Source organism: Cellulomonas sp. KU4C, from assembly GCF_056868065.1.
Genome location: NZ_CP200322.1, coordinates 2,289,395 through 2,311,864, shown reverse-complemented (window position 1 = coordinate 2,311,864; position 22,470 = coordinate 2,289,395). Strand labels below are relative to the sequence as shown.

The window sequence follows — 22,470 nt, the reverse complement described above, 5'->3', positions numbered from 1 at the left end:
GGCCTCGGGAGCGGCCGTGGGCGTCGACGTCGGGGTGCCGTCCTGGGCGCGCAGCCCCGGTGAGGGCGCGGGGTCGGCGTCCGGCACGCACCCGGTCACCAGAGCCGCTGCGAGCACCATCACCGCGAGCAGCGCCGGTGCCCGCCGCGCGGCACCCGCGCGACGGCGCCCGTCCCCCCGGGTGGCCCGCACGCCGCCAGCCTAGGCCGCGCCGCCGCCGTCGGCCGGTCGCGCGACCGCTCCGCGCGCCGACCGCTGGTCAGGTCGCCCGCCTGGTGCCTACCGTGGGAGCCCCGTCACCCGAACGAAGGACCCCCGCGTGCGCCGACCTGCCCTGCTCATCGGTGCCGGAGCCCTGGTCGTCGTCCTCGCGCTGGTCCTGGTGGTGGTGCTGGTGTCCCGCGACGACGACTCCCCCGCACCCGCGCCGACGGCCTCCGCCGCCCCGAGCAGCCCGCCCGCAGCGTCGCTGACCACCGTCCTGGCCAGCAGCTTCGACGAGGGCGACGAGGGCTGGACCCCGCTGGGCGACGGCGTCGAGGTCACCGCCGCGCAGGACGTCACGCGCGGCGGTGCGGGCAGCCTCCTGGTCTCCGGGCGCGGCGAGCCGTGGCACGGCGCCGCGGTGGACCTCTCCGGGAAGGTCGCGCCGGGCGAGGTGCACACCGTGTCCGCGTGGGTGCGGCTCGGCGACGGCGAGCCCGACGCCGACGTCCGGCTCACCCTGGAACGCGATCCCGGCGAGGACCCGCTCTACGTGCACGTCGCCGACGTGACCGCGACCAGCGGCGACTGGGTCGAGGTCGCCGGCACCGCCGAGGTCCCCGAGGGCGACGGCGAGTGGCGCCTCTACGTCGAGACGGCCGAGTCCCTGGCCGACCTGCGCCTGGACGACGTCACCGTGCAGCGCCCCACCCCGGCCGTGCAGACCGACATCCCCGCGCTGCGCGACGGCGCCGAGAACCCCGTCGGCGTCGCGGTCGGCCCGCAGGACCTCACCGGCCGGTCCGCGGACCTGCTGCTGCGGCACTTCGACCAGGTGACCCCCGAGAACGCGATGAAGCCCGTCACCGTCCAGCCGGTCGAGGGCACGTTCGACTTCGGCCCGATGGACGAGGTCACCGACTTCGCCGTCGAGCACGGCCTCACCGTGCACGGGCACACGCTGGTGTGGCACCGGTCCACCCCCGACTGGTTCTTCCAGGCGCCCGACGGCCGCCCGCTGACCGACAGCCCCGAGGACCGGGCGCTGCTGCTCGACCGGCTGCGCACCCACACCCGCGCGATCGCCGACCACCTCGACGAGCGGTACGGCGACGCGAACCCCGTGCGGTCCTGGGACGTCGTCAACGAGTCCGTGGACCCCGAGCAGCCCGACGGCCTCCGGCACAGCCGCTGGTACGAGGTCCTCGGCGCCGGCTACATCGGCGAGGCGTTCCGCGTCGCCCGCGAGGAGCTCGGCCCCGACGTCACGCTATACCTCAACGACTACGACACCGACGCCCCCGACCGCCGCCGCTCCCTGGTCCGGCTGCTGCTCGACCTCCAGGCGCAGGGCGTCCCCGTGGACGCCGTCGGCCACCAGATGCACGCCGGCCTCGGCACCGACGTCGACCGGGTCGCCACCACCCTCGACGCCATCGCGGCGCTCGGCCTGCGCCAGGCCGTCACCGAGCTCGACGTCGCGCTGTCCTCCCGCGACGAGACCCTCGAGTCCACCCCGCAGGACCGCCTCGAGCAGCAGGGCGAGCAGGTCCGGGCCCTCGTCGGCGTGTTCACCGCCCGCGACCTGGAGTTCATCAGCGTGTGGGGCCTCTACGACACCCGGTCCTGGCTGCGCACCTGGCCCGAGGACCGGCCGTTCGAGGCGCCGCTGCTGTTCGACGACGACCTGCAGGCGAAGCCGGCGTTCTGGGGATTCGTCGAGGGGACGACGGGGGGCTGAGGACCAGGGGGCCGTCTCGGAACTGATGGCGTAGATCTGCCTGAGCGACACGTTTCACGCTGTGACGAACAAGGAGCTCCAGGACTACTGCGACTGGTGCTACGGCCCACTGACGGAGCAGTCTCGGCTGAGGTCGGGTCCGGCACTGACCGTCGCGCTGCCCTATGCCGAGAAGCGCTTCGGCCGCGGCATCGACTACGAACCGTTCTAGGCCAGACCTGGGACCCGGCACGTCTGGAGCGACTGAGCACTCACCCGGTCAGCTTGTTCAGCCCCTTGCGCGCCTCGCTCCGCACCCAGGCACGGCTGTCACCAAGCTTCGACTCGAAGGCTGGTCGCGCGGCGGGAACCCTGAGCTTCGCCAGCGCCTTCACAGCGTGTCCATCGACGTCCGGGTCCTCGACCAGGCCGAGCAGCACGTCGACGGCCTGGGGCTTCTTCGACTTCGCCAACCCCAGCACGACCATCTGCCGCGCCTTGCCGTACCGCTCGTCGACGGCCAGCTCAACGAACGCGTCGAAGTCGGCATCGTTGAACAGCACCTCCAGCGCGTTGCCCATCGTCCAGCGCAACCCCGTGCCGGTTGGATCGACCTCCGCGTCAACCGCGCGGAACTCGTCGATCACCGTCCCCGTCGCAACGGGCTTGGCCCACGGCACCGACAGCGCCCGCACGAGCTCACCCTTGACCTTCGGATCGCTCGCGCGACTGAGCCAGTCGACCAGGACCGGGATCGCCTCGCGATACCGGACACCAGACCGCCGCAGGTCCGCCAGCGAGCCCACCTCGAACCCAACCGCAGCGAGGTCGATCAAGATCGGCCCCTCGCCAGGGGCAGGCGCCGCCGAGCCCATCAGGGCAAGTTCCTGATCAAGTTGATCTGGCCAGCACTGACCGCGTCCTGCAGTGGCCCGGAAAGCGTCGTCGAGCCGCGGACGTACAGGTTGAATCCCAGGCCCTCCTGCTGGGCATAGGCGGCAAAGTCGCGCAACTGGTTCGTGTAGCTCAGATTCACGACGTTCTTCACCTCGCACAGAGCCGTGCTCGTCAACTCGTCCGGGATCCGATAGTACGCCGTGCCACTCAAAGACGGGATGCGCTGAGTGTTCTTGATGATCCCGGCCGCCTGCTCACCAGCAACGCCAGCAACGCCAGCAGTACGAACCCCAACCATACCGTCAATTGCGGTGTTTGCGGCGCCTTGAGCGCGGCCAGCCCCAGACGTCACCCGCGTCACTGCTGAGCGCCCTGAAACGACAGCGCGGCGAGCCACTTGCACGGTCCGCGACGCCGCGGCGACCACGCTTTCGGACGCGGCGGCGGCACCCCGCCGCAACGCCGGCGCCGCCGCCCTGCCCAGCCCCGCGCTCACCGCACCGACGACCGCGCCGACCCCGGTGTCCAGCGCCAGCGACCCCCACGAGAACTTCTGGGTCTTCTGCACCTGCGACTTCCACAGGTTGCTCACCGCCCCCGCAGCAGCCCCACCCAGCGCCGCACACCCGACCGACCCCACGCCCCAGCTCGCCGCCAGGCACCCACCGGTCACAGCCGCGCCGACGATCCCACCCACGATCTCCGCCTGGTGCGTCCGCACCCACCGCGACGTCGCCGCCGCACCCCGCGAGACCGCCGACGTGACGTTCTTCCACGCCGACCCGATCGACAGCAACCCCGTCGGGTCCGACTTCGCGATCGGGTTGTTGTCCGCGGACGAGTACGCCGCCCACTGCTGCGGCGACCCCAGATCCATCACCGGGTCCACCGACACGAACCGGCCGATCAACGCGTCGTAGTACCGCGCACCCATCGAGGTCAGACCCGTCGCGTCCAACGACTTGTCCAGTAACGACCGGCCCCCCGGCCACGACACCCCGCTCCACGGACGTTGCCGTTCGGACGCAATCTTCGCGACCGGCTGCTGACTCGAGCGGGTCAGGTCCAGTGCTCAGCGCCGGAAATCCGGCGGCATAGCTGCAGGCATCCCAGACTTATCCCCGATGACGATCATCGCCTCAGACCACGTGTCCGGAAAAGCGGGTCAGTCTCCCACTTCTTCGACGCCAAGCACGACAGACGACGATCAGCCGACCAGGCTCGCGCCGCGGAGGAACAACCGACGCTCGGACCCGTCGGCCACTCGAAGCACAATCTCGTCATCGCTCGCCCAGAAACACGACTCGATCACATCGTCCAACTCGACCCGGCCGGTTTCACGCCACCCGATCACGCGGCGCACCGATGTCTCGCACACAAGCACCCACCCGCCATCATCGCTGAACACCGCCAAGAGGTCCTCGTCCGCGACGAACTCGACCACAGGCGCGCCACTCGCCTCGACCGGCAGCACGATCACTTCACGCGCCGACCAGAGAAAGGCGCCCGCGGCGCCCAGCCCCACGGCCAACGGACGCCAGCCCGCCTGATCGAACGTCCACTCGAACGTGCCATCCAGGACGATCGTGACTTTCATCGACCGAGGGTAGTCCACCTCCGCCACACGGACACCGAACAACTGTCGGCCCGACACCACAGCGGTCTCGGCTCCCGAGGTCAACATCATGGCGTCGCCGCGATCAGCCTGATCGCGGCCCCAGGGTCAACACCCCACGCCGACGTGATGGGCCACATGTTCCTCCTCGTCAGACAGCGCCCTCAGCCCTGCGCACACGCTCGTCAGGTCATTCCCTCGACAATAAGGTGTCTGTTGGAGGTCCAGGGCCCACTGGGTCGACTTCGGGACTCAGAGCTCGACTGCCATTCCCCCGACTGCGACGGCAAGCGCGACGACGTCCGTGGCCTACGCACCCGACCTCCGCGAGCGCGATGCCTGCCCCTGCGAGCTCCGGGTTCCGAGTGCGGCCTCTGTTCGATTCTGCTTCGCAAGGACGAACTCTTCGCGTTCGCGCGCCACGCGCCCCGGCGGACCCGGTTGGCGCAGGCTACAGCCAGACGGCCAGGCCCCCTCCAGGCAGGGAGAACAGCTTCATGCCACCCGGTCCAGACGCCCCCCAGGCCTCGTAGTCCTCGTCCCACACGCTCTCATTGTGCCGTAATGGTCCGGCGTGTACCACACCTCACCTGACGCGCCAAAGATGAGCCGCTCGGACCCGCGGCGGCCAGCGGTAGGCCAGACGTCCGATTCCATGTAGTACCCCAGTTCTTGCTCCGGAAGCAATCCCTCACGGTTGGCCCACACCCCGGGTCGCCCCTTGATCCCGCCTTGACGGACGCCAACCGGCGGGGGCCGGTCGACCTCACAGAGTCGATGACGTTCCTGATTTGAGTCCGAAGGGCTGGAGCCTCGGTGTCGATTATCCCTTCCGTCCCAGCCACGAACCGAGCCGCGGGCGGTGATGTCGTGGGTCCAGCGGCCAAGCCCTGGGCGGGCACACCTCCGCTCGCTGGACCGGCGGTCAATTCTGGAACTGGCCGCGAAAACGAACGAACTCGTGCGGCGACTGAAGCGACTCGGTTGGAGACGGTGGACGTCAGCCGCCGCACAACCGGAGACGCGAGCTTCCCCGCCGCACCTCCTGCAGCACCGAGCGCAGCCCCCAGAGCGGTCTCCCGCGCCAGCGACCCCCACGAGAACTTCTGCGTCTTCTGCACCTGCGACTTCCACAGGTTGCTCACCGCCCCCGCAGCAGCCCCACCCAGCGCCGCACACCCGACCGACCCCACGCCCCAGCTCGCCGCCAGGCACCCACCGGTCACAGCCGCGCCGACGATCCCACCCACGATCTCCGCCTGGTGCGTCCGCACCCACCGCGACGTCGCCGCCGCACCCCGCGAGACCGCCGACGTGACGTTCTTCCACGCCGACCCGATCGACAGCAACCCCGTCGGGTCCGACTTTCGCGATCGGGTTGTTGTCCGCGGACGAGTACGCCGCCCACTGCTGCGGCGACCCCAGATCCATCACCGGGTCCACCGACACGAACCGGCCGATCAACGCGTCGTAGTACCGCGCCCCGATCGACGTCAGACCCGTCGCGTCCAACGGCTTGTTCAGGAACGACCGGTCCCCCGGCCACGACACCGCCCCGCCACGGACGTTCCCGTACGGGTCCATCCGCCGCTTCGTGACCGCCTGCGTCGTGTTCCCGATCGCGACCGTCGCCGTCTGGTGCGGGTCCGAGACGAGAGAGGAGACCGTCGACCCGGCCTTGCCCGTCCGCATCGCGACCGTCTGCCCGCCGAAGGCGTAGTAGCGCAACGCCGTCACCGCAGAGGTGGCCGCGGTGAGCGTCAGCTCCTGCCCCCGGGCAGGTAGACGGTCGTCGTCCCGGACTGCCGCCGGATGAGCCGGTCCCCGTCCGCGGTGTACAGGTAGGACGACGTCGCCGACCCCTGCGTCGCCGTCGCCAGGCGCCCCTCCGCGTCCCAGGTCAGCTGCTGTGCGGCCGACCCAGCCACGGCGCGGCCGGTCGTGTTGCCCGTGGCGTCGTACGCGTAGGTCGAGGTACCGGCACCCGTGGGCGCGGTCCGCGCGACCGACGTCACGGCGTGCGGTCGGGCACTGCCCGCCGCCGGGTAGGAGTACTGATCGGTGACGTCGCCGGCTGACGTGTGCCGCGTCTGGCTCAGCCGGTTGCCGGCCGCCCCTCTGCTCGGACCGTCGCCGAGGCCAGGCCCGGGAAGCTCGACAAGAGCGAGAGCGATGGCGAGAGCCGCAGCGGTGCGGCGCCTCGAGACGGCATGGCGTCGGGGGGTCACGGTTCCTCCTCGCAGAGTGGCGCGAGGCGCCTCGTGCGGGGAACGTACCGACGCCGCACAGCCTGTGTCCGGCGTTTGTGCAGGTCAGATGACCGACGGTTGGTGACGTAGGTCACAACCACCGTCGCGAAACCGGGTCGAACGGGGACGATCTCGGCGGCCGGCCCGGCGCGCCGGGGTTTCAGACCCCGCGCAGCACCGCCCGGCCCGCCGGTCGGGCCGGTGCCCCGTCGACCCCGCCCACGCGGTACACGACCAGCGCCACGTCGTCCGCGGCACCGTCCGGCACGAACGCGCGCAGCAGCCCGTCCGCGACCGCCGTCGGGCCCGCGTCGTGGGCCTGGTCCCGGACCGCCTCGGTGAGCCGGTCGAGGCCGACGCGCAGGGACTCGCCGCGCCGCTCGACCAGGCCGTCGGTGTACAGGACCAGGAGGTCGCCGTCGACCAGGCGCTCGACCGCCTCGGCCCGCGGGGCGGTGCTCAGCGCGAGCGCCGCGCTGCGCCCCCCGGTCAGCAGCTCCGTCATGCCTCCGGCCCGCGACAGCACGGGCGGCAGGTGCCCGGCGACGGCGTAGGTGAGAGTGTGCTCGACCTCGTCGACCACCCCGCAGAACACCGTCGTGCACTCCGCCCCGTCCAGCGTGCGGGCGAACGCGTCCAGTCCGTCGAGCACCTGCGCGGGGCTGCGGTCCTGGAGCAGCAGCGCGCGAGTGGCCGCACGGAGCTGCCCCATCCGCGCGGCGGCGTCCAGACCGTGGCCGACGCAGTCGCCGACCACGAGCGCCCGGCGGCCCGGACCGAGCTCGACGACGTCGTACCAGTCACCCCCGACCGCGAGGTCGCCCGACGCCGGCCGGTAGCGCGCGACCACGCCGGGCAGCGTCGAGCCCTCCGGGACGATCGCGGCCTGCAGGGTGTCGCTCACCTCGCGCAGGTGGTCGACCTCCTTCGTGTGCCGCACCGTGCCGCTGACGGCGGCACCGACCGCCGAGGCGACCAGGCCGAAGAACCCGCGGTACGCCTCGCCCCAGGGCCGCCGGGCGCCCGCCGTCAGCACCAGCACGCCGCACGCCCCGGGGTCGCCGCTCGCGCGCAGGGGTGCGACGAGCAGCCGCTCGCGCTCCTCGGCGACCCCCGTCCGGGCGACCCGCTGCACCATCTCGGTCGGGACGATCGGGTCCTGGCCCGCGTCCGCGCGCTCGAGCGCCCCGTGGTCGTCCCAGAGGTACACCGCCGACGACGAGACGTCGGCCGAGGCGGCCAGCAGCTCGGACGTCGCCGTGACCACCGCCCCCATGTCCCCGTGCGCGGCCGTCAGCCGCACCGACATCGCCCCGAGCAGCTGCATCCGGCGCCGCTCGACGACGCGCTCGGTGGTCTCCGTCGCGATGTCCAGCAGCCCGCGCACCACGTCGCCGGAGTCGCGGATCGGCGAGTACGAGAAGGTGAACCACGTCTCCTCGTCGTACCCCGAGCGGTGCATCACCAGCGGTGCGTCGATGCTCCAGGTCGGCTCGCCGCGCTCCATCACCTGCTGGACGGCGGGCAGCAGGTCGGGCCAGATCTCCGACCAGACCTCGGCGAGGGGGGACCCCATCGCGCCGGGGTGCTTCTGGGTGCCGAGCATCTCCCGGTAGCCGTCGTTGTAGATCATCGTCAGCTCCGGACCCCAGGTCACCAGCATCGGGAACCGGGTCGAGAAGCAGGTCTCGACGATCACGCGCAGCGCGGTGGGCCACGTCGACGGCGGGCCCAGCGGCGTGGACGCCCAGTCCACCGCGCGGGCCACCGCGCCGACGTCCGTGCCGGCGGTGACACGGCGGAACCAGGGTGAGCGCACGCGCCGACAGTACGTGGCGGGACCGACAGCCGCCGCACGGACGTCGGTTCAGCCGTCGCGGTACAGGCAGAACGGGTGCCCGGCCGGGTCGACCAGCACCCGCAGCGCCGAGTCCGGCTGCCCGGGGGCGAGCCGCGCCCCGAGCCGCACCGCGTCCTCGACCGCCGCCTCGAGCTCGACCACCTCGACGTCCAGGTGCAGCATCATCTGCTGCGCCCCGGGCTCCGGCGGCCAGGCGGGTGGGCGGTACTCGGGGTTGCGCTGCACCGCCAGGTACGCGACGCCGCCGGGGGCCGCGACGACCGCGTGGTCCGGGTCGTCGCCGACCACCTGCCAGCCCAGCACCTGGGCGTAGAAGGCCGCGAGCGCGGCCGGGTCGGGGGCGTCGATCACCACGCCCCACCAGCCGTCCTCGGCCCGTCCCCGCATGGGCCCATCGTGGCCGCTCGGGCGGGATCGGGCATGTCGGCCCGGCCCGGCGGCCCCGCGCACCCCGGTCCGCTCAGCGCGCCGCCAGCTCCGCCAGCCGTGGCACGGCCGGGGCGACCTGGTCCCGCACCCACGCGGCGAGCGGCGTGGCCGGCGGGCTGAGGATCACGGACTCGACACCCAGCGCGGCGTAGGGGCGCGCCGCCTCGACGAACCCGTCGACGTCGCCCTCCAGGAGCTGCCGCCCGCCCATCAGCAGCGTCACGCGGATCTCCGCGACGTCCCGGCCGACGTCGTCGCAGTGCCGGCGGAGCACGTCGAGCTTGTGCGCGATCTCGTCCGGGGAGGTCTCGAACAGGTTGCACGCGTCGGCGTGCTCCGCCACGAGCCGCAGCGTCTTGCGCTCCCCCGCGCCGCCGACCAGGATCTCCGGCCCGCGGCCCGGCCGGCTCAGCGGCAGCGGCGAGCACAGCGTCTCCGCGAGCTGGTAGTGCGCGCCGTCGAACGGCCCGTCGTCCCCCGGGCGCCACATCTGCCGGCAGATCCGCAGCGCCTCGTCCAGCCGCTCGAACCGCTCCGCGAGCGCCGGGTACGGCACGCCCAGGGCCCGGTGCTCCCGCTCGTACCAGGCCGCGCCGATGCCGAGCGTCGCCCGGCCCCCGGACAGCACGTCGAGCGTCGCGACGATCTTCGCGAGCAGCCCCGGGTGCCGGTAGGTCACGCCCGTCACCAGGGCACCGAGCTGGACGGTCTCGGTGCGCGCCGCGAGGAAGCCCAGCGTCGTGTACGCCTCGAGCATCGGGTCCTCGGCCGGGAACCCCGCGGGCTCCATCTGGAAGAAGTGGTCCATCACCGACAGCCAGGACAGGCCCGCGTCCTCGGCGGCCTCCCCGGTGTCGGCGAGCTCCTGGCGCAGGCGGGCGGGCTCGACGGCGTCGAACCGCATGAGGTGGGCTCCGAGGCGCATGGGTGGCTCTCCTGTCGTGGCGCCGCCGGGGCTCCTCCCCGGCCGGTGCTCCGACGATCCCCCTTGCAGCGCGCTCGAAGTCAACCCCGCCGCGCCGGGAGCCCGCCCCGCCGGGAGCCCGTCAGGCGGTCGGGTCCAGCGCCTCGCCCCCGGCGTCCCGCGCCGCGGCGCCCGCGACCCGGGCGGCGTGCCCCGCGGGGTGGGTGTCGGGGTCGGCCTCGACCACGTCGGCGACGACGACGCTCACGTTGTCCCACGCGTCGGCGTCCAGGGCGGTCCGGACCAGGGCCTCGGCGGCCTCCTCGGGGCTGCCGGCCGCGCCCAGGAGCGCGAGCACGTGGTGCTCGGGGACGTAGTCGGTGAGGCCGTCGGTGGCGAGCAGCCAGCGGTCGCCGGGGCGGGCGTCCACGTCGGCGACGGTGACGTGCGCCGGGTCGGCGGCGTCGCCGGCGAGGCAGTGCAGGATCACGTTCCGGCGGGGGTGGCGTGCTGCGTCGGCGGGGGCGATCACGCCCTCCTCGACGAGCATCTGCACCAGCGAGTCGTCGCGGCTGACCCGGCGGCCGTGGCCGTCGCGCCACCGGTAGGCGCGGGAGTCGCCGACGTGCACCAGCCGGACGGCGTCGTCCGCGCAGAAGATGCCGGTGAGGGTGGTCGCCATGCCGGCGAGCTCGGGCTGGCTCCGCGCGCGCTGCGCCAGCTCGTCGTTGGCGGCCTCGACGGCGGCGCGCAGCTCGGCGGCGCCCGGTCGGTCGTGGCCGGGCTCGTCGACGGCCGCGACGAGCCGGTGCGCGACGGTCCCGGACGCGACGTCCCCGCCGGCGTGGCCGCCGACCCCGTCGGCGACGAGCGCGAAACCGGGCGCGCACGCCGCGGAGTCCTCGTTGCCGGCCCGGTGCGCGCCCGTGACCGAGCGCAGGGCGGTGACCAGGGTCAACGGCATGCGGCACCTCCTCGGATCACGGGTACCTCTGCGGCCCCACCCTGCCACGCCCGTCCGGGTTCGGCCGAGCGGACGCGCGGGTGACCTCGCGGGACGCGGCCGACCGGGTGGTCGGGCGCGGTGCGTCAGGCGATCAGCCCGCGCAGCGCCTCGGGCCGCACGTCGCGCTGGGTGTCGACGACCTCCCGGGCACGGTCGGTGGCGTCCCACACGTTCCACAGCAGCACCCCGACCACGCGGTCGCCGTCGACGTAGTAGACGACGCCCGCGCCGTGGTCGGGCTCGTGCCAGTCCTCGACGGTGGTCAGCGAGGCGTCCAGCCGACCGACCGCCTCGTACCCGAGGTCGAACAGGTCGGAGTAGAAGAACGGCGTGTGCCGGTACGGCTCCTGCGCCCCGGCGAGGTTGCGACCCGCCTGGCGGCCCATCGTCGTGGCGTTGTCGACGTGCTCGACGCGCCGCCGGCCGAGGATGCGGTCCGGGTACTGCGCGGCGTCGCCGGCGGCCCAGATGTGCGGGTCGGCGGTGCGGAGCTGCTCGTCGACCACCACGCCGTCGTCCACGACCAGCCCGGCGGACTCCGCCAGCCCGGTCTCGACCTCGATGCCCGTGCCCACGACCACGGCGTCCGCGGCGAGCACCCGGCCGTCGTCGAGCGTGACCTCGACCCCGTCGGGCCCCGACTCGACGCCGACGACGCGCGTGCCGCGCTCGAGCGTCACGCCCCCCTCGACGTACCGCCGCTCGACGCGCTCCGCGAGCCCGGCCGGGAACGTGTGGCCGGTGAGCACCTGCTGCGGGAACACCAGCGTGACCCGGGTGTCGTTCTGCACCAGGCCGGCGGCGAGCTCGGTGCCGATGTACCCGCCGCCGACCACCACCACGTGCCGGCCCCCGCCGGCGAGGTCGCGCAGCCGCTCGTAGTCGCGGACGGTGCGGAAGTAGACGACCCGGCCGGACGGCTCGACGCCCTCGACGCGGCGCGGGGACCCGCTGGTGGCGAGCAGCAGCTCGCGGTAGCCGACGACGATCCCCGCGTCCGTGGTGACGGTCCGTGCCTCGCGGTCGACCGCGACGACGGACTCGCCGAGCAGCAGCTCCGCGCCGGTGTCGTCGGCCGTCGGCAGCCAGACCTGGTCGAACGTGAACGCCGCGTCGGTCCACAGGCTCTTGGACAGCGCCGGGCGGGTGACCGGCCCGGTGGACTCGCGGCCGATCAGCAGGATGCTGCCCGTAGGGTCGAGCTCCCGGATGCCGTGGGCGGCGGCGTCCCCCGCCATGCCGGCCCCGACGACCACGTAGTCGTAGCTGTCCTGCACCTGTGCCTCCTCGGCTCGAGCACCCTGCCCGACCAGGCTCACCCGGTCGGCAGCGCCGCGCACGCCGAGGGGCCGCGCCTGCACACAATCGTCACGGGAGGGGCGTGATGGTCCAGGAGCCGTTGGTGGCGACGGTGACGATGCCGGGCATCCGGATCTGCGCGGTCTCGCTGAACGCGACGCTGTCGCCGAACAGCAGCGTGGCGGGGCTGCCCGTCTCGGAGACGTCCACGGCCGAGATGACGCGCGCGGACAGCTCGTCCTCGGGGCCGGCGGGCGTGAAGTCCACCTGGACCGCGCTCGCGTCGTCGCCGATCAGCAGGACCGCCGACCCGGTGCCCTGCTGCACGCCGCTGACGGGCGCGAGGTCGTTCCAGCTCTCGAACCGGATGGTCCACGGTCCCTGGGCGCGCACGACGAGCACCTGCTGCTCCGCGGAGCCGACGATGTTGTCGATCAGGTAGGTGCCGGTGAACGGCGCCGGGCCCGCGCCCCACGGCGACATCCGGCCGTCCGCGGTGATCTCGACGTCACCGGTGCACGAGCTGCAGTCGACGTGCGCGACCACGCCGAACTCCCCGGACCGCTTGACGCCGACCTGCGCGGGGCCCTCCCCGGTGGCCGTGGCGGGCGCGCCCTCGCCGACGGTGCCGGCGTCCACGCGTGCCCGCGGCAGCGGCTCCTGCGTGGGCTCGGGCTCGGCGGTGGGCGTCGGCGTGGCCGTCGCGCTGGGGGTCGGCTCGGCCGTCGGGGACGGCGTCGCGACCGCCCCGTCGGAGCCGGAGCCGCACCCCGCGAGCAGCAGCAGGGCGAGCGCGAGCACAGGAGCCGTCGAGCGGCGGTTCAGGGAGGGCACAGGTGCCATCATGCCCGCCACGTGCGCGGACGCACCCCGGGCGCCGCCCGGACGCACCCCGGGCGTCACGCCGGCAGCGCGCCCGCGACGACCCGGCCGCGGGACACGACGGCCACGATGTTCTCGGTCCGCAGCGCGTCCACGTCCTCCCACGGCCGCCCGCGCAGCACGACGAAGTCGCCGCCGAGCCCGGGCCGGAGCCGCCCGGTGACGGCCCCCAGCCCGATCGCGTCGGCGGCGTCGGACGTCGCGGCGACCAGGGTCCGCTCGGCGGTCCAGCCGAACATCGCCGCCATCGTGCGGACCTCCTCCATCTGGTCGCCGAACGCGACGAACTGCCCCGACGCGTCGGTGCCGAGCACGAACCGCACCCCGGCCTCCGCGGCCCGCGCGAACCCGGCGTCCCGCAGCGCCACGACGTCCCGGGCCTTGGCCTGCGCCTCGGCGGACACGGGTCGGCGGCCCTCGGCGATGATGTCGTTGATCAGCAGGGTCGGCGCGACCGGCAGGTTCCGCTCGACGAGCGTGGCGTGGTGCCGCTCGAGGATCGCGGTGCCGTGCTCGATCGAGTCGACGCCCTCCTCCAGCGCGATGTCCAGCCCCTCGGCGGTGTGCGTGTGCGCGGCGACCAGCATGCCGAGGGCGTGCGCCTCGTCGACGGTGGTGCGGATCTCCTCGCGGGTCTGGTTGCGCCAGCCGACCTTGTCGCCCATCGAGAGCACCCCGCCGGAGGTGTAGATCTTCACGCCCGAGGCGCCGGTGCGCGCCCAGACCCGCACGAGCCTGCGGCACTCGTCGGGGCTGTCGGCGGTGGCGGGGCGGTGCGGGTAGTGCGGGGGGACGAACAGGTCGCCGTGCCCCGCGGTCATGCCGACCTGGCCGTGCGACAGCAGCCGCGGCCCGACCAGGACGCCGGCCTCGAACGCCCGGCCCACGGCCAGCTGGACGGAGTCGGCGGCGAGGTCGCGCAGCGTGGTGACACCGCCGCGGGCGCAGCGCAGCGCGTTCGCGGCGACGTGCAGCGACCGCTCCTCGGGCGGGGTGAGGATCGGCCAGGCGGAGGCGTCCTTCGCCGGCTCCCCCGCCGGGTACCCCAGGTGCACGTGGGTGTCGACCAGCCCCGGGACGACGCTCAGACCCGGGTGCCGCTCGGAGGCCTCCTCGACGGCGAGCACGCGGTCGCCGGACCACGTCAGCCGCGCGGGGCCGACCTCGCGCTCGCCGTCCCACAGGGCGATGCCGTCGAGGGTCTGCTCGGGTGCGGTGCCGGTCATCGGGGGTCCTTCGCGTCGGGGCGGGTGGGTGCGCGGGCGGGTGCGCGGGCCGGGTCGGGGGTGCGCGGGCGGGTCAGAGCCGAGGCGTGATCTCGCCGACCACGCGCTCGCCGTCGACCAGCGGGATGTGCCGCCACCGGTCGAACGCCCCGCACGGGTGGCTGATGCCGAACCGCAGCGCCGTCCCGGGCGCCGGGCGGACGCCGGGCGGGACGGCCAGGAAGGCGTGGTGGTCGTTGACCCCGGTGACCGCCCAGCCGCGGACGTCGAGGCCGGGGTCGACCCCGCCCAGCACGACGGGGAGCCGGTCGTCGGTCGGCACCTCGCGGCGGCCGAACCCGACGACGACCCGGCCGTCCTCGGGGGCGGACAGCACGGACGCGCGCAGCTCGAACGCCGGGCGCAGGCTCGCGTCGCCGCGCTCCTCCCCCAGCGGCGACGTGCGGCGGTAGACGCCGTGGTCGTGCGTCACGTAGCAGCCGGACCGCAGGACCGTGGTCACGGGGAAGTCCCACAGCGCGGGGCCGAGCTCGCGCACCACGAGGTCCGGGTACGAGGACCCGCCGGCGCTGACCACCGGGACGCCGGCCACCAGCCCCTCGTGGGACAGCGCGGTCAGCAGCCCCCGCACGCGGGCCAGCAGGGCGACGGCTCCGTCGGGCGCGGACGGGTCGCCGCCCGCGGGCGACGAGCCCGCCGCGCCCGCGGGCACCAGGCCCTCGAACGCGGCGACCCCCGCCAGGCGCACGTGCTCCGCGGCCGCGACCCGCCGGGCCAGCGCCAGCGCCGCGACGTCGTCGCGCAGCCCCGTACGCCCCCCGGGGAACCCGAGCTCGACGAGCAGCGGCAGCGGCCGGGCGGGTCGGTGGACCGCGAGCTCGGCGAGCAGCAGGTCCAGCCCGGCGTCGGAGTCGACGTAGCAGAGGTACTCGGTGGCGGAGCCCGCGGCGAGCAGGTGGGTCGCCACCCAGGCGATCGCCGCGCGGTCGACCAGCACGTTCGCGTGCAGCACCCGGCCGACGCCCCAGTCGGCGAGCCGCCGCACCTGCGCGGTGGTGGCGGCGGTGAACCCCCACGCACCGGCGGCGGCCTGGCGGCGGACCAGGTCGCGGGACATGTGCGTCTTGGCGTGCGGTGCGAGCGCGACCCCGGCCGTGCGGCACCAGTCGGCCATCCGGCGGACGTTGTGGTCGAGCGCGTCGTCGTGCAGCAGCATCACGGGCAGCTCGAGGTCGGCGACCGCGCCGGTGGTCCTCGCGTTGGCTCCGGTGCCCTCCCCCGCGCCCGCCCCGGCGGCGTGCCGCCCGGTCACGCGGCGGCCCCGGCCCGCAGCACGCGCCCGGCACGCACCCCGGTGAACTCCCCGTCGTCGACGACGACCACGCCCGCGAGCACGGTCCAGCGCACGCCCGTCGGCCGGACCCACGGGGCCTGCGGCGTCCCGGCGTGCCCGACGGTCGCGGGGTCGAGCACGACCACGTCGGCGACCGCTCCCGGGACGAGCCGACCGCGCCCGGTCAGGCCGATCAGGTCGGCGGGCAGCGAGGTCATCTTGCGGATCGCCTCCGGGAGGTCGAGGACGCCGAGCTCGCGCACGTAGCGCCCGAGCACGGTCGGGAAGCAGCCCCAGCCGCGCTGGTGCGCGTTGCCCACGGGCACGGAGTTGTCGGAGCCGATCGCGATCAGCGGGTCCGCCAGGATCGTGCGGACGTCGGCCTCGGCCATCAGCTCGTAGACCATCATCGCCCCCGGGTCGGCCAGCACGAGGTCGCACAGGGCGTCCCAGGGGTCCAGCCCGCGCTCCGCGGCGACGTCGGCGACGCTGCGCCCCAGCAGGCCCGCGTCGGCGTGCATGCTCAGCAGCACGCCGTCCGGGGTGGTCTGGGTCCACGACCCCGAGCCCGGTCCGCCGGCGGCCGACCGGGCCGCGAGCGCCGCGCGGCCCGCGGGGTCGGACAGCCGGCGGACGAGCTCGTCGCGGCCCCCGACCTGCGCCTGCGCGGGCAGCAACGCCGTCAGGGAAGCTCTCGCCGGTCGTGTACGGGTAGGCGTCGCCGTGCACGTCGACCCCCGCCGCGCGGGCGGCGTGCAGGGTGGCGAGCAGCTCGCCCGCGCGGCCGTGGTTGCGCCGGCCCGCGGCCTTGCAGTGCGAGACCTGCACCCGCACGCCGGTGCGGCGCGCGACGTCGAGGGTCTCCGCCAGGGAGTCCGCGAGGCCGTCGCCCTCGTCGCGCATGTGCGTGGCGTACGGCCGGCCCCACCGGGCGGCGACCGCGGCCAGCGCGGTGACCTCCGCGGCGTCGGCGTAGACGCCCGGGGCGTAGATCAGGCCCGTGGACAGCCCGAACGCCCCCTCGGCGAACGCGGCGTCCGCGAGCTCGACCATCCGGTCCAACGCGCCGGGCGCCAGGTCCTCGGCCATGCCGTTCGCGCTGATCCGCAGGGTGTGGTGCCCGACCAGCGACGCGACGTGCGTGGTCGGCCCGTGCGCCTCGACCGCGTCCAGGTACTCCGCGAACGTGCGCGGCCAGGACCGCACCCCGGCGGCGACGGTGCTCGAGATCGGCCGGTGCAGCTCGACGGCGCGGTCGTCCACGAGCGGCGCCGCGGAGTTCCCGCAGTTGCCGACCACCTCGGTGGTGACGCCCTGCAGCACCTTGAACGGCTGCGCGGCGGCCATGAACGGCACGACGTCGGAGTGGGTGTGCAGGTCGACGAACCCGGGCGCGACCACCAGCCCGGCGACGTCGAGGACGCGCGCACCGGCGGGGACGGCCAGGTCCGGCCCGACGGCCAGCACCCGGTCGCCGACGACCACGACGTCCGCGACGACCGGTGCCGCGCCGGTGCCGTCGACCACGGTCCCGGCGCGCAGGACGAGGGCGCTCACGACAGCCGGCCCATCCGCTCCTGCACCAGGGTGTCGACGACGCTCACCACGGCGTAGACCGCCATCGTGACCGCCGCGACGGTGATCGCCGAGGCCCACATGGCGTCGTAGCCGAACGACCCGGCGGCCCGCGAGATGGCGCCGCCGAGACCCCGGCCGGTGGACAGCCACTCCGCGATCATCGCGCCGGTCACCGCCGACGGGACCGCGATCCGTGCGGACGCCAGCGTCGACGGCACCGCCGCGGGGAGGGCGACCTTGCGCAGCACCGTCCACGACGACCCGCCGTACGCGAGAACCAGGTCGCGGTGCTCGGCGGACACGCTGCGCAGCCCGTACAGGATGTTCGCGAGCGCGGGCAGGAACACCACGAGCAGGACGATCGCCGTGACCCCGGCCTGCCCGATGCCGAAGATCAGCGTGATGAGCGGCGTCAGGACCACCAGCGGGATCGACCGCAGCACCATCGCGGTCGGCATGACGATCCGCTCCAGCACCGGCGACACGGCGAACACCACCGCGAGCGCGAACGCCGCGGCGAGGCCGACGAGGTAGCCGGTGCCGGCGTCGCGGACGGTGACGGCGAGGTCCGCGGCGATCGTGGCGCGGTGCTCCGCGGCCCCGTCGGCGGTGACGACGTAGTCGAGCACCTGCCAGGGCCGCTTGCCGATCAGCTCGCTGACGTCGAACACCTCGAGCACCGCGATCCACACGCCGATCGCGACGACGACCGCGAGGGCCAGGGTGCCGACCCGGCGGGCGACGAACGCCCCGGTGCCGCCGGTCATGCGCGCCGCTCCGTCGCCCAGGGGGTGAGGACCCGCCCGACCAGCCCGACGAGCGCGTAGCCGCCGAGCGAGATCAGCCCGGCCAGGATGCTCATCGCCCAGACGCGGTCGGGCTGGATCTGGCGCTGCGCGGCGTTCAGCGCCACGCCGATCCCCGCGTCGATGCCGCCGAGGTACTCCCCGACGACGGCGCCGAGCAGCGCTGCCGGGACCGCCACCTGCAGGGCGGTGACGATCGCCGGCAGCGCCGACATGAGCTGGACCTTGCGGATCCGGGTCCACCGGCCGCCGCCGTACGCGGCCACGAGGTCCAGCGAGCTGCGGCTGGCGGAGCGCATCCCGAGGATGGCGCCGACCAGCGTGGTGAAGAAGACGAGCAGGGCGCCCAGGAAGATCGCCGAGGCGCGGCCGCCGAAGATCACCATGACGATCGGGCCGATCGCGGTGACGGGCAGGCACGAGCTGATGACCCCGAGCTGGGTGACGACGTCCTCGAGCCGCGGCACCACCAGGACGACCGCGGCGAGCGCCAGGCCCGCGAGGTTGCCCCAGAGGTAGCCCTGCGCCGCGCGGGTCAGGGTCGGGGTGACGTTCGGGCCGTAGTACGACCAGCCGTCCTGCACCGCGGACCGGGCGACGTCCACGGGCGACGGGAACGAGGTGCTGTTCTCCAGCCCGGCGGTCATCGCCCACCAGAGCGTGAGCAGCAGCACGATGCCGACCGTGCCGCCGACCCACGGCCGGGCGAGCGCGCCGCGCACCGCCGTCACGGCGTCCCCGTGGCCGGCGCGAACAGCAGCCCCGACAGGTGGTCGACGACCTCGTGGAACTCCTTCGTGCGCATCATCTCGGGCGTGCGCGGGCGCTCGAACGGGATCTCGACGACCTCGACGATCCGCCCCGGTCGCGCCGACATCACCGCGACGACGTCCGACAGCAACGCCGCCTCGGCGATGCCGTGCGTGACCATCAGCGTGGTCGCGGACCGCTCGGTCCAGATCCGCTGCAGCTCGAAGTTCAGGCGCTGCCGGGTCATGTCGTCCAGCGCGCCGAACGGCTCGTCCAGCAGCAGGAAGTCGGGCCGGACCGCGAGCGCCCGGGCGATCGACGCACGCTGGCGCATGCCGCCGGACAGGTGCGCGGGGCGCGACCGCTCGAACCCGGTGAGGCCGACCAGCTCGATCGAGCTCGTCGACGATGCCGTCGTCCGCGCGGCCCTGGATCTCCAGCGGCAGCCGGATGTTCGTCCGGACCGAGCGCCACGGCAGCAGCGCGGGGTCCTGGAACGCGATGCCCATCCCCTCGGCGCGCTTCCCCGCGGCGACGGGAGTGCCGTTGACCGCGACCGTGCCCGCCGACGGCGTCTCGAGCCCGGCGAGGATCCGCAGGATGGTGGACTTGCCGCAGCCGGACGGGCCGAGCAGCGACAGGAACGAGCCCTGCGGGGTGGTCAGGCTGACGTCCTCGAGCGCGGTCACCGTGCGGCGGCCGGACCGGAACTCCTTGTGCAGACCGGTGATCTCGATGCCGGGCCCGGGGGACGTCACGGGAGCAGGTCCGGGTTCTCGGCGTACACCTCGTCGAGGAGGGAGAGGTCGAACAGGTCGGCGGCGTCGATGTCGACACCGGCGAACGCCAGCGACTCGATCGTGCCCTGCTGCAGCTCGTCGGAGACGGTGAGGATGCCGTTCGCGGCGGTCTCGTCCGTCTCGATCAGGGTGGCCTGGCGGTCGAACGACAGCGTCACCGCGTCGGCGTCGTACTGCTGCTCCTTGCCGTAGGTGTTGACCGTCAGGTCCACGGCGCGGGCGGGGTCGGCAAGCGCACCCTGCCAGCCCCGGACCGTCGCGAGCAGGAACGCCTTGACCTGCTCGGGCTTGTCGTCGATGGCCTCCTGCGAGGTGACGAGCACCTCGCCGACCATCGGCAGGCCCTCGTCGGCCAGCAGGAACTCGGTGGCCGCGAACCCGGCGTTCTCCAGGGCCGCGGCGCCGGTGGTGGTGTAGCCGATGAACCCGTCGACCTGGCCGGTGGTGAGCATCGACGTGTCGGACAGCGGCACCGTGGTGACGTCGGTGTCGTCCAGGTCGTTCGCCGCGAGGAACGCGTTCCACACCAGCGTGTTCGAGTCGGAGACCGCGATGGTCGTGCCGGGCAGGTCGTCCGGCCCGGTGATCGGCGCGGAGTCCGCGGACACCAGCGCGAACGGGTTGCGCTGGTAGGTCGCCCCGACGATCTTCAGCTCCGCGCCCCCCTGGATCGCGGGCGCGGTGATCAGCGGCGAGGACAGGCCCACGAACGCCTGGCCGGTCGCGACGGCGGCCTCGGCGCTGGTGGCCGACGAGCCGCCCGCGGTCAGCGTGACCTCCGGGAAGCCGGCGTCCGTGTAGAGGTCGTCCTCGACGGCCACGTACTCGCCCGCGAACTGCTGGTTCTTCAGCCAGGACAGCTGCACGCTGACCGCGTCGAACGACTCGACGCCGGGGCTCGCGCCGTCCGCGGCCGCGTCGTCGTCGGAGCCCGAGCAGGCCGACAGCAGCAGGCCGGCGGCGGCGACCGCGGCGACCAGGCCGGCGGTGCGGCGCGGGCGGCGCGGGGTCGTGATGGTGCGGGTCACGTCAACCTCGATCACGTCGTGCGGCCACCCGGTCCTCGGGTGGCCGCGGTGCCTGGGGGCAGCTGCGCGCCGGTGCTGGCCGGCGACGACCTCCATCACACAGGCCCGCGCGTCGTCGTCGCCATGTGGGATCCTCCGAACTCCCCCGCCCCCGGCCGTGCGGTCCGTTGTGCGACCGCACCGTCGTGTCACGCGTTCGTCACACGACGACGGCGGTCCCGCGCGGCCCCGGCGGATCGCCCAGGCGGCACCCCCGCGGCGGCCGCGCGTCGTTGGTGGATCGCACGAGGCAGCAGGCCAGCGCCCTGTGGTTGGCTTCCGGGACGAGCGTGGGGACCTCCTGTGACGGACCCGCGACGACCACCGAGGGACCAGGAGCGAGACGTGTGGCCGACGGCTGAACTGCACGTGCACATCGAGGGCACGTTGGACGCCGACCTGATCCGCGTGCTCGCCGAGCGCAACGGCGTCCCCGTCCCGGCCGGCGCGGGCCGTGGCGCCCCGTTCCGGGACCTGCAGGACTTCCTCGACGTCTACTACGCGAACCTCGACGTGCTGCGCACCCGGCAGGACTTCCACGACCTCGGCGCCCGCTACCTCGCGCGCGCCGCGGCGGCCGGCGTCCGGCACGCCGAGGTGTTCGTCGACCCGCAGTCGCACACCGCCCGCGGGGTCCCGGTCGAGGACGTGCTGCTCGGCCTGTCCGCGGCGCTCGCCGACGCCCGCGCGGCGCACGGCATGTCCGGCGGGCTGATCGTCTGCTTCCTGCGGCACCTCGGGCCCGAGGCGGCGATGGCGACCCTCGAGTCCGTGCTCCCGCACCGCGCGCTGCTGCTCGGCGTCGGCCTGGACTCCAGCGAGGTGGGGTTCCCGCCCGCGCTGTTCCGCGACGTCTACGAGCGCGCCGCCGCCGAGGGCCTGCGCCGCGTCGCCCACGCCGGTGAGGAGGGCGGGCCGGACTACGTCTGGGAGGCCCTGGACGTGCTCGGCGCCGAGCGGATCGACCACGGCAACCGCGCGCTGGAGGACGTCGAGCTGGTCGCGCACCTGCGCGAGACCCGCACCCCGCTGACCGTGTGCCCGCTGTCCAACGTCGCGCTGCGCACCGCCGGCCCCGACCTCGCGGACCACCCGATCGCCGTCATGCTCGACGAGGGCCTGCGCGCGTCGGTGCACTCCGACGACCCGGCGTACTTCGGCGGCTACCTCGACGACGCCGTGCGCGCGCTGCTCGCCGCCGGGACCGTCACCGAGGACCAGGTCGGCGTGCTCGCCGCGAACGCGGTGGTGTCGTCGTTCCTGCCCGACGCCGGCAAGGCCGCGCTGCTCGCCGAGATCCGCGCGTACGCCGAGGCGGTCGGCGCCGCCGTGCCCGCGCTCGCCCTCGACCCGGCCGGGGCGCTCTGACGTGCAGAGCAGCGAGGTCACCACGGGCCGCCGCGTCGCGATCGTCCTGGAGCCCGGCGACGAGGTGCTGGGCTCGCTGGCCCGGGCCTGCGCCGAGCACGGCATCCGGCAGGGGTTCGTCCCGGTGTTCTCCGGCGCGTTCCGCACCGCGCGGTTCATCGCCGCGGACCAGCCCGTCGCCGACCAGGAGCCGCCCCTGCCGCAGGAGGTCACGGTGACCTACACCGAGGGCATCGGCAGCGGCACGATCCTCTGGGACGCCGACGCCGGCGCCGCCACCCCGCACCTGCACCTCGCGGTGGGGGTCAAGAACGCGGCCGCGGCGGCGTTCGCCGGCCACCTGCTCGGGGCCGAGGCGCACTACACGGTGGAGATCCTGGTCGAGGAGGTCGTCGCGCCCGCGCTCCTGCGGGTGCCGGACCCGCGGGCCTTCGGCATCCCGACGATGCGGTTCGCCTGACCTACTCCGACGCCGG

Annotated in this window: 23 protein-coding genes and 2 pseudogenes; 5 read left to right on the top strand and 20 right to left on the bottom strand. The window is 74.3% G+C overall.

Annotation, left to right across the window (positions count from 1 at the left end):
* Positions 1-319 precede the first annotated feature (319 nt).
* Together AC1VL8_RS11055 and AC1VL8_RS11050 are read left to right on the top strand one after the other, a co-directional pair.
* On the top strand, positions 320-1,945 hold the full coding sequence (locus tag AC1VL8_RS11055; RefSeq protein WP_483075203.1) for an endo-1,4-beta-xylanase: 1,626 nt from the start codon (positions 320-322) through the stop codon (positions 1,943-1,945).
* Positions 1,946-2,006: 61 nt separating this feature from the next.
* On the top strand, positions 2,007-2,156 hold the full coding sequence (locus AC1VL8_RS11050) for a hypothetical protein (protein WP_483075202.1): 150 nt from the start codon (positions 2,007-2,009) through the stop codon (positions 2,154-2,156).
* 40 nt (positions 2,157-2,196) lie between these two features.
* Here the strand turns inward: AC1VL8_RS11050 and AC1VL8_RS11045 are convergent, their stop codons facing one another.
* From AC1VL8_RS11045 to AC1VL8_RS10975, 15 genes and pseudogenes are all read right to left on the bottom strand, one after another.
* On the bottom strand, positions 2,197-2,760 hold the full coding sequence (locus AC1VL8_RS11045; RefSeq protein ID WP_483075201.1) for a HEAT repeat domain-containing protein: 564 nt from the start codon (positions 2,758-2,760) through the stop codon (positions 2,197-2,199).
* A gap of 38 nt (positions 2,761-2,798) precedes the next feature.
* Complete coding sequence (locus AC1VL8_RS11040; RefSeq protein ID WP_483075200.1) at positions 2,799-3,779, bottom strand: putative toxin; 981 nt, start codon at positions 3,777-3,779, stop codon at positions 2,799-2,801.
* A gap of 249 nt (positions 3,780-4,028) precedes the next feature.
* Positions 4,029-4,418: a hypothetical protein gene (locus AC1VL8_RS11035; RefSeq protein ID WP_483075199.1), complete on the bottom strand. Its 390-nt coding sequence runs from the start codon at positions 4,416-4,418 to the stop codon at positions 4,029-4,031.
* Between the two features lie 469 nt (positions 4,419-4,887).
* Entirely contained in the window at positions 4,888-4,983 is a 96-nt protein-coding gene (locus AC1VL8_RS11030) for a DUF6188 family protein (RefSeq protein ID WP_483076279.1), read from the bottom strand.
* Positions 4,984-5,039: 56 nt separating this feature from the next.
* Positions 5,040-6,020 (bottom strand): annotated as a pseudogene (locus AC1VL8_RS11025) (RHS repeat-associated core domain-containing protein); the annotation flags it as partial.
* Between the two features lie 176 nt (positions 6,021-6,196).
* Positions 6,197-6,451 (bottom strand): hypothetical protein, encoded by a 255-nt coding sequence (locus AC1VL8_RS11020; RefSeq protein ID WP_483075198.1) that lies wholly within the window; start codon positions 6,449-6,451, stop codon positions 6,197-6,199.
* Positions 6,452-6,845: 394 nt separating this feature from the next.
* Entirely contained in the window at positions 6,846-8,504 is a 1,659-nt protein-coding gene (locus tag AC1VL8_RS11015) for a SpoIIE family protein phosphatase (protein WP_483075197.1), read from the bottom strand.
* A gap of 48 nt (positions 8,505-8,552) precedes the next feature.
* Complete coding sequence (locus tag AC1VL8_RS11010) at positions 8,553-8,933, bottom strand: VOC family protein (RefSeq protein WP_389227047.1); 381 nt, start codon at positions 8,931-8,933, stop codon at positions 8,553-8,555.
* A gap of 73 nt (positions 8,934-9,006) precedes the next feature.
* On the bottom strand, positions 9,007-9,900 hold the full coding sequence (locus AC1VL8_RS11005) for an LLM class F420-dependent oxidoreductase (protein WP_389227044.1): 894 nt from the start codon (positions 9,898-9,900) through the stop codon (positions 9,007-9,009).
* 121 nt (positions 9,901-10,021) lie between these two features.
* On the bottom strand, positions 10,022-10,843 hold the full coding sequence (locus AC1VL8_RS11000; RefSeq protein WP_389227041.1) for a PP2C family protein-serine/threonine phosphatase: 822 nt from the start codon (positions 10,841-10,843) through the stop codon (positions 10,022-10,024).
* A gap of 125 nt (positions 10,844-10,968) precedes the next feature.
* Positions 10,969-12,162: an NAD(P)/FAD-dependent oxidoreductase gene (locus tag AC1VL8_RS10995; protein ID WP_483075196.1), complete on the bottom strand. Its 1,194-nt coding sequence runs from the start codon at positions 12,160-12,162 to the stop codon at positions 10,969-10,971.
* Positions 12,163-12,253: 91 nt separating this feature from the next.
* Positions 12,254-13,018 carry a hypothetical protein gene (locus AC1VL8_RS10990; RefSeq protein ID WP_483075195.1) on the bottom strand — a complete coding sequence of 255 codons (765 nt, stop codon included), beginning with the start codon at positions 13,016-13,018 and terminating at the stop codon, positions 12,254-12,256.
* A 65-nt stretch (positions 13,019-13,083) separates the two neighbouring features.
* Positions 13,084-14,292: an amidohydrolase family protein gene (locus tag AC1VL8_RS10985; protein WP_483075194.1), complete on the bottom strand. Its 1,209-nt coding sequence runs from the start codon at positions 14,290-14,292 to the stop codon at positions 13,084-13,086.
* A gap of 73 nt (positions 14,293-14,365) precedes the next feature.
* Positions 14,366-15,604 carry a type III PLP-dependent enzyme domain-containing protein gene (locus AC1VL8_RS10980; RefSeq protein ID WP_483075193.1) on the bottom strand — a complete coding sequence of 413 codons (1,239 nt, stop codon included), beginning with the start codon at positions 15,602-15,604 and terminating at the stop codon, positions 14,366-14,368.
* Complete coding sequence (locus AC1VL8_RS10975; protein WP_483075192.1) at positions 15,601-16,302, bottom strand: amidohydrolase family protein; 702 nt, start codon at positions 16,300-16,302, stop codon at positions 15,601-15,603. Before AC1VL8_RS10975 ends, AC1VL8_RS10980 begins: the two co-directional genes overlap by 4 nt.
* Before the next feature lie 46 nt (positions 16,303-16,348).
* Between AC1VL8_RS10975 and AC1VL8_RS10970 the strand changes: the two genes are divergently transcribed.
* Positions 16,349-17,239, top strand: a complete 891-nt coding sequence (locus tag AC1VL8_RS10970; RefSeq protein WP_483075191.1) for a hypothetical protein — start codon at positions 16,349-16,351, stop codon at positions 17,237-17,239.
* Here the strand turns inward: AC1VL8_RS10970 and AC1VL8_RS10965 are convergent.
* From AC1VL8_RS10965 to AC1VL8_RS10945, 5 genes and pseudogenes are all read right to left on the bottom strand, one after another.
* Positions 17,179-17,970, bottom strand: a complete 792-nt coding sequence (locus tag AC1VL8_RS10965) for an ABC transporter permease (protein ID WP_483075190.1) — start codon at positions 17,968-17,970, stop codon at positions 17,179-17,181. The two genes, AC1VL8_RS10970 and AC1VL8_RS10965, sit on opposite strands and share 61 nt — an antisense overlap.
* On the bottom strand, positions 17,967-18,740 hold the full coding sequence (locus AC1VL8_RS10960) for an ABC transporter permease (RefSeq protein WP_483076234.1): 774 nt from the start codon (positions 18,738-18,740) through the stop codon (positions 17,967-17,969). Before AC1VL8_RS10960 ends, AC1VL8_RS10965 begins: the two co-directional genes overlap by 4 nt.
* Positions 18,737-19,105 (bottom strand): ATP-binding cassette domain-containing protein, encoded by a 369-nt coding sequence (locus AC1VL8_RS10955; protein ID WP_483076233.1) that lies wholly within the window; start codon positions 19,103-19,105, stop codon positions 18,737-18,739. Before AC1VL8_RS10955 ends, AC1VL8_RS10960 begins: the two co-directional genes overlap by 4 nt.
* Before the next feature lie 130 nt (positions 19,106-19,235).
* Positions 19,236-19,448 (bottom strand): annotated as a pseudogene (locus tag AC1VL8_RS10950) (ATP-binding cassette domain-containing protein); the annotation flags it as partial.
* Positions 19,449-19,513: 65 nt separating this feature from the next.
* The gene (locus AC1VL8_RS10945) at positions 19,514-20,587 is read right to left on the bottom strand and encodes an ABC transporter substrate-binding protein (RefSeq protein WP_483075189.1); all 1,074 of its coding nucleotides are present in this window, start codon (positions 20,585-20,587) and stop codon (positions 19,514-19,516) included.
* 384 nt (positions 20,588-20,971) lie between these two features.
* Here AC1VL8_RS10945 and add point away from each other — a divergent pair, with 384 nt between their 5' ends.
* Together add and AC1VL8_RS10935 are read left to right on the top strand one after the other, a co-directional pair.
* The gene (gene add / locus AC1VL8_RS10940) at positions 20,972-21,994 is read left to right on the top strand and encodes an adenosine deaminase (protein WP_483075188.1); all 1,023 of its coding nucleotides are present in this window, start codon (positions 20,972-20,974) and stop codon (positions 21,992-21,994) included.
* Between the two features lies 1 nt (position 21,995).
* The gene (locus AC1VL8_RS10935; protein ID WP_389227008.1) at positions 21,996-22,454 is read left to right on the top strand and encodes a PPC domain-containing DNA-binding protein; all 459 of its coding nucleotides are present in this window, start codon (positions 21,996-21,998) and stop codon (positions 22,452-22,454) included.
* Positions 22,455-22,470: the final 16 nt, after the last annotated feature.

What these genes read in the sequence shown, in the direction of transcription:
- AC1VL8_RS11010 (WP_389227047.1), bottom strand. Translation starts at nt 8,933, where the DNA reads ATGCGGGGACGGGCCGAGGACGGCTGGTGGGGCGTGGTGATCGACGCC.
- AC1VL8_RS10965 (WP_483075190.1), bottom strand. Translation starts at nt 17,970, where the DNA reads ATGACCGGCGGCACCGGGGCGTTCGTCGCCCGCCGGGTCGGCACCCTG.
- AC1VL8_RS10985 (WP_483075194.1), bottom strand. Translation starts at nt 14,292, where the DNA reads ATGACCGGCACCGCACCCGAGCAGACCCTCGACGGCATCGCCCTGTGG.
- AC1VL8_RS11035 (WP_483075199.1), bottom strand. Translation starts at nt 4,418, where the DNA reads ATGAAAGTCACGATCGTCCTGGATGGCACGTTCGAGTGGACGTTCGAT.
- AC1VL8_RS11005 (WP_389227044.1), bottom strand. Translation starts at nt 9,900, where the DNA reads ATGCGCCTCGGAGCCCACCTCATGCGGTTCGACGCCGTCGAGCCCGCC.
- AC1VL8_RS11000 (WP_389227041.1), bottom strand. Translation starts at nt 10,843, where the DNA reads ATGCCGTTGACCCTGGTCACCGCCCTGCGCTCGGTCACGGGCGCGCAC.